The organism is Streptomyces sp. NPDC047515 (genome assembly GCF_040643055.1).
In the GTDB taxonomy this organism is placed as follows: domain Bacteria; phylum Actinomycetota; class Actinomycetes; order Streptomycetales; family Streptomycetaceae; genus Streptomyces.
On sequence record NZ_JBEYTM010000108.1, the window covers coordinates 1 to 10056 of the forward strand.

The 10056-nt window shown below is 67.3% G+C and carries 8 protein-coding genes and 4 pseudogenes; 8 read left to right on the forward strand and 4 right to left on the reverse strand.

The annotated features are described in order from the left end of the window. Positions 1–497: 497 nt before the first annotated feature. The 4 genes and pseudogenes from ABZ826_RS37885 to ABZ826_RS37900 all read left to right on the forward strand — a co-directional run. Positions 498–1292: pseudogene (locus tag ABZ826_RS37885) on the forward strand (IS256 family transposase); the annotation flags it as partial. Between the two features lie 150 nt (positions 1293–1442). Then, a complete protein-coding gene (locus tag ABZ826_RS37890; protein ID WP_361458953.1) occupies positions 1443–1913 on the forward strand; it encodes a hypothetical protein in 471 nt (156 codons plus the stop codon). Between the two features lie 162 nt (positions 1914–2075). Then, positions 2076–2474 (forward strand): nuclear transport factor 2 family protein, encoded by a 399-nt coding sequence (locus ABZ826_RS37895; protein WP_361458955.1) that lies wholly within the window; start codon positions 2076–2078, stop codon positions 2472–2474. A gap of 169 nt (positions 2475–2643) precedes the next feature. Beyond that, on the forward strand, positions 2644–2898 hold the full coding sequence (locus ABZ826_RS37900; protein WP_361458957.1) for a hypothetical protein: 255 nt from the start codon (positions 2644–2646) through the stop codon (positions 2896–2898). Positions 2899–2973: 75 nt separating this feature from the next. On the opposite strand, the gene ABZ826_RS37905 is transcribed toward ABZ826_RS37900, so the two are convergent. Both ABZ826_RS37905 and ABZ826_RS37910 read right to left on the reverse strand, forming a co-directional pair. Then, positions 2974–3732: an SDR family oxidoreductase gene (locus ABZ826_RS37905; protein WP_361458959.1), complete on the reverse strand. Its 759-nt coding sequence runs from the start codon at positions 3730–3732 to the stop codon at positions 2974–2976. A gap of 276 nt (positions 3733–4008) precedes the next feature. Then, positions 4009–4989, reverse strand: a complete 981-nt coding sequence (locus tag ABZ826_RS37910) for an alpha/beta hydrolase (protein WP_361458967.1) — start codon at positions 4987–4989, stop codon at positions 4009–4011. A 319-nt stretch (positions 4990–5308) separates the two neighbouring features. Between ABZ826_RS37910 and ABZ826_RS37915 the strand changes: the two genes are divergently transcribed. Then, entirely contained in the window at positions 5309–5584 is a 276-nt protein-coding gene (locus ABZ826_RS37915) for a helicase associated domain-containing protein (protein WP_361458961.1), read from the forward strand. An 18-nt stretch (positions 5585–5602) separates the two neighbouring features. On the opposite strand, the gene ABZ826_RS37920 is transcribed toward ABZ826_RS37915, so the two are convergent. Continuing rightward, positions 5603–5953 carry a hypothetical protein gene (locus tag ABZ826_RS37920; protein ID WP_361458963.1) on the reverse strand — a complete coding sequence of 117 codons (351 nt, stop codon included), beginning with the start codon at positions 5951–5953 and terminating at the stop codon, positions 5603–5605. A 137-nt stretch (positions 5954–6090) separates the two neighbouring features. Between ABZ826_RS37920 and ABZ826_RS37925 the strand changes: the two are divergent. The 3 genes and pseudogenes from ABZ826_RS37925 to ABZ826_RS37935 all read left to right on the forward strand — a co-directional run. Further along, positions 6091–6432 (forward strand): annotated as a pseudogene (locus ABZ826_RS37925) (transposase); the annotation flags it as partial. A 44-nt stretch (positions 6433–6476) separates the two neighbouring features. Continuing rightward, positions 6477–6602 (forward strand): annotated as a pseudogene (locus ABZ826_RS37930) (restriction endonuclease); the annotation flags it as partial. Positions 6603–6987: 385 nt separating this feature from the next. Next, positions 6988–7623: an isochorismatase family cysteine hydrolase gene (locus ABZ826_RS37935; protein WP_361458965.1), complete on the forward strand. Its 636-nt coding sequence runs from the start codon at positions 6988–6990 to the stop codon at positions 7621–7623. An 836-nt stretch (positions 7624–8459) separates the two neighbouring features. On the opposite strand, the pseudogene ABZ826_RS37940 reads toward ABZ826_RS37935, so the two are convergent. Further along, positions 8460–10056, reverse strand: a pseudogene (locus tag ABZ826_RS37940) (peptidase); the annotation flags it as partial.

The following is a 10056-nucleotide window of genomic DNA, read 5'->3' on the forward strand; positions in this document are numbered from 1 at the left end:
ACAGTCGGCAGAAGGTTGAAAGCCACACCCGACGTCCCTGGGAAGGCCAACCATACGAAGGGCTCGCCCGGTCCCACAGAAGAACGTAGGGAAGGTTGAGCATTGTCAGCGAACTCTGGTGACCGCTAGGTTTTCTCAGCGAAGGCTGAGTGGCCGCTGAGGCCGGGTGTCTGGGGAGACGGTGGGGGAACCGTTACACGCGTACGGCGATCTAGCGCTCAGCGCCTTCGACCTGGACTTCTTCGACGGCGGACAACGCCGCCGCACCGCATTGGGTGCCGGATGGAACGTCAGGTTCGAGGACGTGCCACCGGTACGCGGGTTCCGCTGGAACAAGGGCGACCGCAGTTTCCCCGGTTGGTACTACGCGGTGACCACCGGCGATCACGTGGGCTACGAGTCGTGGCTGGAGCGAGGCCGGCTGATCCTGCTGGACTTCGCCCCGGAGGTGGTGGGGGTCGCCTCCCAGCCGTTCTGGTCAGCCAACGTGACAATGCCTGATGGAGGGGATGGCCGAATGGCAGAACCGGCCACTCGATCGCGTCTACCCGGTCCCCCTCTTCGTGGACGCCATCAACGTCAAGGTCAGGGACGGTCAGGTCGCCAACCGGCCGATCTACGTCGTGATGGCCGTGACCGCCGAAGGCACCCGCGACATCCTCGGGATCTGGGCCGGCGACGGCGGCGAGGGAGCCAAGTACTGGCTGCACGTGTTCACCGAGCTGAAGAGCCGCGGCCTGGACGACGTGTTGATGCTGGTCTGCGACGGGCTCAAGGGCCTGCCCGACGCGGTGGAGACCGTCTGGTCTCGCACAATTGTCCAGACCTGCGTAGTTCACCTCCTGCGCAACAGCTTCCGTTACGCGGCCCGCCAGGATTGGGACAAGGTCGCCAAGGCCCTCAAGCCCGTCTACACCGCACCCAGCGAGGAGGCGGCGACGGAGCGGTTCGGGGAGTTCCAGGAAGCCTGGGGCCGGAAGTATCCGGCGGTCATCAAATTGTGGGAGAACGCCTGGGCAGAGTTCGTGCCCTTCCTCTCCTTCGACGTCGAGATCCGCAAGGTCATCTGCTCGACGAACGCGATCGAGAGCGTGAACGCCCGCATACGCAAGGCCGTCCGAGCCCGCGGACACTTCCCCAACGAGGCCGCCGCCCTCAAGTGCGTCTACATGGCACTGATGAGCCTCGACCCGACAGGCAAGGGCCGCAAGCGATGGACCATGCGCTGGAAAGCACCCCTCAACGCGTTCCAGATCGCCTTCGAAGGCCGGCTCACCCCGGCCAGCAACTGAACCTCAACAACCAAGATCAGCCGTTAAATTGACACACCCCATCCGACCGTGTTCGCGGGCGACACAACGCAACTTCCGGTGGCGGGCGAACCGGCTCCAGCGTTGACTGGCGCGGGGCGCACTGCACGCCAGAAGACCGAGGGATAGACGATGACCAGACCCGTCGCCGGACTGCTGTACGGAGCCGCTGCCGGTGCCGCCGGCACCACTGCTCTCAACACCGTCGGCTATCTGGACATGGCATGGCGTGCGCGGCCCGCGAGCGGCACTCCGCGAGCCACCGTCGACAGGCTGTCGCAGGCGATGCACCTGCCTATTCCCGGTCACGGCGCTGAGAAGGAAAATCGAGTCGCGGGCCTGGCGCCACTGACCGGCATCGCTGCCGGGATCGGTCTGGGTGCCCTTCTGGGCCTGGTGAGGGCCGAGGGCTGGCGTCCGACCAGGTTGATCGCTTACGCGACCGCTGGATTCGGCGCCCGTCTGGGCACCGACGCGCCCATGACCGTGCTCAAAGTGACCGACCCGCGCACGTGGTCTGCCAAGGACCGGATTGCCGACATCGTGCCCCATCTGGCTTACGGGGTGGTGACCGCCGCAGTTTTGGAGAGACTCGATCCCTGAGCCGATGGGCCCGACGGGCACTTGCGCACAGGCACTGTCCAATTGAGCGAGTGCGACGCGCGCCGTTGCCCATTACGTTCAACGTCCCAGCGCCCTGGGGGGAAGCCTCGAAGCGTTCCCTGGTCCCGGGACAGCTTGGTCGCCTACAGAAGGGACAATGCGATGGATCCTGATATCCGGACCAGGGCCGCGATCGAGGAACACTGGCAGGCATCGGAACGTGGGGATACCGAAGCCGAGCGCGCCATCTACGCCGCAGACGGGATCCTCGACTACCCCCAGTCAGGCGAACGATTCCGGGGCCTTGCGGCGATTTCGGCGCAACGTGGCGGGCACCCCGCCGATCGGCACTTCACCGTCCACCGGATCGTTGGCGGCGGGGATCTGTGGGTGAGCGAGTGTGTCATCACCTACGACGGGGTGCCCACCAACTCAGTGAGCATCATGGAATTTGACCATGGGCATGTGGTGCACGAGACGCAGTACTTCGCGGACGCCTTCGGTGCGCCTGAATGGCGGACGGCACTCGCGGAGCCGAGCAGGAATATCGCCAGGGCCTGAACCAGAGCTAAACAGCCAGTTCCCCAGGGCCTGGGCGTCAAGGGCTTCCATGTCGACGACATGGAGATGTTCGGGTATCGCTCGGTTCCGGAGCAGATCGATATTCCGCGGATAGGTATGGTTTTGCCCATCACCTGATCCAGAGACCACTAATCAAGAGGACGAACTCATGGCGGAAGCAACCGCGGCGCCCGGATTCGCGCACGACATCCTCCCCCTGTTCCGGTCTATCGACATCGAGCACATGGCGAAGGGCGGTGTTCATCTGGACCAGTATGTGTACATGTCGGTCCGGGAGAACGCCGAGCGCGTCTACAACACAGTTGCGACGAAGCGTATGCCGCCGCCGGATGAGAACGCGACGTGGTCTGAGGAGCAAGTCGCCCTGCTTCGCGCGTGGATCGACGGGGGAATGCTTCCGTGATGCCCATGCGTGGGTGAGGCGTTCGCGGGAGCCGAGAGCCCGACCGGGCGGGCGATGTACGGGGCCGCGCGTTCATCAGAAGGCGAGCTGCTGCCCCCCGTCGATGTCATAGGTCGCTCCGGTGAGTGCCGTGTTGGTCATGATGTGGACGGCGAGCGCGGCGACGTCGGCGGGGCCGACGACGCGGCCGATGGGGAGCTTCGCGCGCAGTTCTTCCCGCCGCTCCTCGATGTGATCTTCGAGTAGCGATGCCGACAAGGGGGTGTCGACGAAGCCTGGGGCGATGACGTTCGCGCGAACCGGCGCGATCTCGAGCGCGAGCGCCGCGGCGAACGGGGGCAACGCGGCGCTGGCGGCAGAGGCGATGCCGATGCCCGGGACGACGCGCCGCCCTCCGGCGTCGCCCATGAACAGCAGCGTGCCACCAGGCCTCATCTTGCCGACCGCGTTGCGCGCGACCTCGAGTCCCAGCGCCACACGATTACTGAGGGATTCGCTTACCTGAGCCGAGTCCATCTCGAGCAGTGGCCCGTAGTGTGGGCCGCCGGCTGTGACCATCACATGGTCGATCGGTGTCGGCAGATCCTGGAAGAACCGCTTCAGGGCCGCCGTGTCGGTGGCGTCGAAGGCCGCTGTGCGTTGCGCGCCGAGTTCTTGCGCCGCCTGCTCGAGCCGGTCGGGGTTGCGGCCGGTGAGGATGACGTCCGCGCCCTCGGCTCGGGCGTGCCGAGCGGTCTCGAGGCCCATACCCGAGCTGCCGCCGATCACAACGACGGTCTGTCCGAGCAGCTCCGGTTCGTGCCGGACGGAAGCAGTGGTAGCTGTGTCGGACATTTGCCCTCCTCATGAATCGCGGTTTGTGCCGAGGCCGTGCCCTTGAGCCTCACGGTTCGCAAACACGCGGGGCATCCGACACCCGGGAGATGCGGATGGTCCTTGGCGGAATCAGCCTCATCGCTGCGAGAAAAGGCCGCTCTGACCGCGTCGCCAGGCCCATCGTCCTGCTGTTTCCCCGCGTCCTCACCAGATTGACCGCCCAGGAGGACCGACCCACTCCGGCCGATTCAGACGGCGCAGAGTTCACCGCCCGCTCTGCGCCAGGCGCAGGGGTCAGTTGTCCAATAGTGCGGCTTTGAGTGCGTCGATGGCCAGCTGGCGGGCGACCCTGGTGGCGTTGGCGTCACGCAGGCTGTCGAGCATCAGGAAGTCGTGCACCATCCCGAGGACTCGCACCGCGGTGACATCCACCCCGGCTTCGCGCAGTTTGGCGGCATAGGCCTCGCCCTCATCGCGCAGCGGGTCGGCCTCGTCGGTGATCACCAGGGTCGTCGGCAGGCCGCGCAGCTGGTCCAGGCTCGCGCGCAGCGGGGCGGCGTACGGCTCGGTGCGCTGCTCGGGGTAGCTCGTGTACTGATCCCAGAACCACTTCATCCCCTCGAGCGTGTTGTAGTAATGGTCCGCGAACTGCTGGTAGGAGGCGGTCTCGAAATTCGCGTCCATGGTCGGGTAGAGCAGGACCTGGGCCTTGAGACGGACGTCGCCGCGCTCCTTGGCCATCAAGGCGAGCACCGCGGACATGCCGCCCCCTGAAGAGTCCCCGCACACCGCCAGCCGGGAGGTGTCCATCGCGTGCTGCGCACCGTGGCGCAGGATCCACTGAGCGACGGCGTAGTTCTGCTCGATCTGGGTCGGGTACCTCGCCTCAGGTGCCAAATCGTAGATGGGGAAAACCGCCGCCGCCCCAGCCCCGACCACCAGTTCGCGCACCAGGCGGTCATGGGTGTCGCTGTCGCCGAACACCCAGCCGCCCCCGTGGATATACATGAACACCGGCAGCGCCCCGGCCGCGCCCTTCGGTCGCACGATGCGCGCACGCACCGCTCCCCACTCGCCAGCGCCAGCGTCGACGTCGACCCACTCCTCGTCGACCTCGGGCTTGGCTACACCATCGCCGCTCTGAAGCTGGTCGAGAAGGGCCCGTCCCTGGTCGGGGGGCATCTCGTAGATCCGCGGGTGCGGGAAGGTGGCCTCGGCCAGCTTCTTCGCCGCCGCCTCCAGAACGGGAGCGGGCGGGGCCGACAGAGCAGCCATAATCAAGTCTCCTGACCTGCGCTGGAGCAACGCGGAGCCGCCTACGCGGCAGCGCCCGCCGGTTCCCCGTGCGGCTCTTCTACCTCCATGCTCGAACGGCGCACCGCCGCCCGCAAACGCACCACGACGCGCGTCCGTGGAGTTGCCGAGCTTGTGCTCGATACCGTCAACGGTCTCGATGTGCTTGCGCGGGACCTGGGGGTGGCCCTCGCGGGCGTGGAACTGCTGGGCGGCGGGCAAGGACTTGGGCGCGTGGGTCACCGCGCAGCCCCTGGGTTGGGACCAGTTGCTGCCCGCGCAGGCATGGATGCTGGAGAACATGCTCCGCATCGGCCCGGCCACGCCGGAGGAACGGCCCCCAGCGCCCCGTACACAGGCCGACAAATGGGCGGTGAACCTACGGGCCGCCCGGCAGTACTACGCCGAAGGCAGCCTGCGCTCCGTTCCTCGCAAGGCTGTTGAGCAGCTTGTCGAGCCGGACGCGACGGTGACCGACGTGCGGCTGGGCACCTTTGTGGACAACGCCCGCAGGCGGGCGGACAAGCTGAGCCAGGAGCGGTGCGTGGAACTCGACGCGCTCGACATGCGCTGGTAAACAGCGCAGGCGGCCGGTTCAGCCTGCCAGATGCTGCAGCCATTCGCGCAGCAGAGCCGTTTCCGTGGCTCTCAAGGTCACCCCGGCGCCCGCGGCCGGGGGCCCGGCGGTGAGCGCGGTTTCCAGTGCGGCATCGATGGCGAGTGCGCGCGAGGCCAGGTCCGACCCGGATGAGGCGGGCGAGTGCGTGGTGACCGAGGCGATGACGGTGTCCCGCAGCCGTGCCGATGTGGTCAGGTCCTGCTTTGAGGGCTCTTCGCCGATCAGCGTCAGCGTGGCGCCCGTCGTCGCCGCGTGGATGACGCGGGTCGCCTGCTCCACCGGAATACGAAGGCGCCCGGCCTCGGCCGTCCTGCGCAGCAGTCTCACAACGGCGTGCTCGAAGGCGACAGTGCGCGGGAGCGCAGTCCCCGGGCACTGGCCGATCTGGCCCGTGGCCGCCTGCTCTCCAACGTCGCGGGCGTTGACCGGCCAGCACTCCAGATCCGCTTGACGCCGGCCGGGTCTGCCGACCTCTCGCCTTCGTCCTGACGCCAGGACACTACGGCGACGGCCCCCAGCTCGAGCGTGTGCTGGAGCAGGTTTCCGTGCCTCGCGCCGGAGTCGGACGACCTCGCACCCGCCCCGACCATGTCCTGGCGGACAAGGCTTACACATCCCGGAGAAATCGCCGCTACCTGCGACGACGCGGAATCCCGCACACCATTCCCGAGCGCCTCGACCAGCTGAAACACCGACGAAATCGAGGTTCTCAAGGCGGCCGGCCCACCGGATTCGACAGCGAGCGCTACAAGAAACGCAACACTGTCGAACGCGCCATCAACCGGCTGAAGGGCTTCCGGTCCGTCGGCGGGACATCCCTGTCCAGGTGGACCGCCGTGTGGTGGGTGTCGCGACGGTGGAGGGCACCGTGCGCTGCGTGCAGAACCGCGCCCGCCTCGTCCGCGCCCTCTACGAACGCCTGGACCGTCTGGAGGCCGCGCTCGCCCCGGAGAGGGCTGCACCGAGCGGCGGCTGAACCGTTGGCTGGACAGTTGCTTCCAGCGGGGGACCGCAGGCGTGACCGAAGGCGCGGACCCCCCAAATCGGACACCGCCCGTTCTCGCAGGCCAGCCCTGGTGGGCAAGCCGTTCCGGACGACGACACCTCTTTCTCCACGCGATAGCCGTGGGGAGGTCAGCTTCGAGTCCTGGGGCTGGCGGCGGCGCGATGGGTACAAGTACCGGTATGACGCGTCAGCGGATCCGGTGGCCGGTCGTCATGGACCGGGCCCGGGAGATCGTGGAGAGCTGTCTTCCGAGGCGGGCGTGACCGCAGTGTTCGAGGTGTCGTTGATGAGCGGCGAACCCATCGGTATCGCATGACATCCCACCGAGCCACCGCAAGGTCAGGAGAGCATCGGCATGAACGACCACTACGACCCCGGTCGGACGGCGATCCTGCTGGTCGATCCGTACAACGACTTCCTGTCGGAAGGCGGCAAGGTCTGGCCTGCCGTGAGGCAGGTAGCCATCGAGGTCGGCCTGCTGGACAACCTGCGAACCGTCACCGCCACCGCGCGCGCCGCGGGCATCAGGGTATTCTTCGTACCCCATCGCCGCTGGCGCGAAGACGACTACGTCACCTGGGCCCACCCCAATCCCACCCAGCGCGCCATCCAGCAGCGTCACACCTTCGCCCTGGGCACCCGGGGCGGCGAGTTCCACCCCGACTTCCAGCCCACCGACGACGACATCGTCGTCCACGAACACTGGGCCCAGAGCGGCTTCGCCAACACCGACCTGGACCTTCAGCTCAGGCAGCACGGCATCACCCACGTCGTACTCATCGGCCTGCTCGCCAACACCTGCATCGAATCCACGGCCCGCCACGCGATGGAGCTCGGCTACCACGTCACCCTCGTACGCGACGCCACAGCCGCCTTCAGCCCCGAGATGATGCACGCCGCACACGAACTCAACGGCCCCACCTTCGCCCACGCCATCGTCACCACAGCCGACCTCACCCAGCGCCTGACGCCACGGCGAAACGACCCGTGAGGAGGATCGGAAAGGTCAGTGGCGACAGCGACGGGCGTGTCCTGTCTGCCGCCGCCCACCAACCGACCCGCCGCGTGGGCCACGGTCTGAGCGAGCGCGGTGACCGGTGGGGATTACGCCGCATCCGTTGCGGGGCGTGACACGTACAGCGTGGTGTGGAAGTAACCCTCGCTCTCCTTACCGGCCGCAAGGACCGCGGTGACCGCGTACCGCTGCTCCCGCGGGCTGGTGATGATCTGCGTTTTTGTCGGTGGTGGTTCGGCATCGTGATGTCAGTGCAGTGAGTATCGGGTTTCTGCTGTTCAGGTTGTTGTGGTCGGGGTTTCGGGTGGTGACACGGATGCCGATCTAGCGCTGACGTTTTTGGTGATGGTGCTGGTCAGTTGGTTGCCGGTTGGTATGACGCGGGGTGTGATCTGGTGCTGGGCGTATCGGCGGTCCGGTGAGTGCGGTTCCGCACTCACCGCCGAGGACCGGCCATCGGCCACCGGTCACGACGGCTGGTGGGGCGGCCGGTCAGGCGCGGGCATCTTTCAGCGCGTGCACCGTCCGTTGGAGGTCCGGCTCCGGGTACGCGCGAAGGGCTCCGCCGCACACTGCGACGGAGCCCTTCGCGTTGTACGTGGCCGGTCTTCGTCTCCGCCTGAGTCTCTGAGCTGCGGAGGATTGATCCTGGCGTACACCGTGCGTGCTCCGAGTCCCATGAAGACGGCCAGGGGGAGCCCGGCGAGCTGTCGGCTTGCCGGGTCTGTGCTCTGATGACCACGGGTGGGGGCAGCAGGTGGCTTGCCGGGCGGGCCGCCCGTTGCAGGAGGCCGCCTGGCCGGACCATGTGGTTACTGGACGTCGTAGGCGCGGGTGATGGTCTGGGTGACCGCGTTGCCGTTGGCGTCGGTGAGGGTGGCCTTCGTCGTGACCTGCTTGCCGGCGGCGCCGGTGTGGTCGAGGACGGCCGTCCACTTGCCGTCCTTCTGCTGGGTCGGCGCCTGGGTCCAGGTGGTGCCGCCGTCGTAGGAGTAGGACATGGAGGCGGCTGTGATTGCGTCCGGGGTGTACCCGGCGTGGCCCTCGGCCGACAGGCCGACCTTGATGCCGCTCTGCGCGGGCAGGGTGTTCATGCCGTCCACCGGCAGGTCGTACGCGGGGAAGAGGATCGGCAGGCCGCGCGAGTAGACGTCGGGCTCCCGGTGGGAGCGGAAGCTCCAGGTGGTGGTGACAGCGGTGGAGCGCAGCCAGTTCCGGTCCGAGGTCAGGACCTTGTCCAGGTTCTGGGTGAGTTCGTACGCGGAGTCCTCGTCCGGCACGCTGAACGCATCGTACGGATAGGCGCTGGTGGCGATCTGCACACCGTTGCGCTTCAGCACCAGGTTGCCGAGGTCGCCGAACGACCCGCCGTAGGACCAGTGGTCGCCGGATCCGTCGACCCAGAACGCGCTCTGGATGCCGATCAGGTGGCCCTGCCGCTCGGCGGCCAGCGCCAGGTTGCCGGCGGTGTCGCGCGGCGCGGCCGGCCGCACGAGGCCGCGGTACCACTCCTCGGTGCTCCGCTGTCCGGCCTGGTAGGTGCGCCCGTGGTCGCTCATGAACGCGGCAAACGGGTAGCTGGTCATCGCGCCGTGCAACCAGGTTTCGTCGGTCGTGTAGTAGGCGGTGCGGGTGCTGGGCACGTGGACCGTGTCGAACAGGCTCACGGTGATGAGTTTGCTGCTCCAGGAGGGACCGATGAACAGCCCGTCGATGTAGTCGGCCTCCTTGCCCATCGCATTCCACTTCTCGGTGACTTGGGCCAGCCGGGAGTCCTTCGGCCGGTAGACCTGGTCGGCGTGCAGCGGGCCCTCGGTCGGGAACGACAGGTTGTAGACGTAGGGCGCGCCGTCCTGGGAGCCGCTCGCGCGCCAGGTGGGCCGGAACTCGAAGGAGCCCGTCCGCGCGCGCCCGTCGACGGCGGCGTAGAACTTCTGGTCAGCGCTGTCGGCCATGAGCGATCCGCTCACCTGCCAGAAGTTGTCCCAGGTGCGGGTGTAGCTGAACGTGACGTGGTTCACCTTCGAGGGGCGGTCGGTGTGCAGGCTCAGCTGGTGGGCCTTGCGGGCGTCGAGGACGACGGTGGTGTCATGGGTGATCCGAAGCTGCGGGTGCGCGAGGTAACTGATCGACTCAGGCGTGTTGTTCGAGTCGGACGTCGCCACGAAGCTGCTGATGAGGTAGTCGCCTGGGCGCACGCGGTACGTCTGCTCGGTCGCACCCTGGTTGCTGCGGCGCTCGCCCTTGTCGGTGTCCAGGCTGACCAGGTCCAGGGAAGAGTCGCCTACCGCGGGCTTGCCGTTGCGGTCGATGACCTTGACCCGGAGCGTGACCGTCTCCGGCTGGACGTAGAGGGTGACGGGCACGGAGACGTGCACATCGCCGCCGGTGGCCAGGATCCGGCCGGTG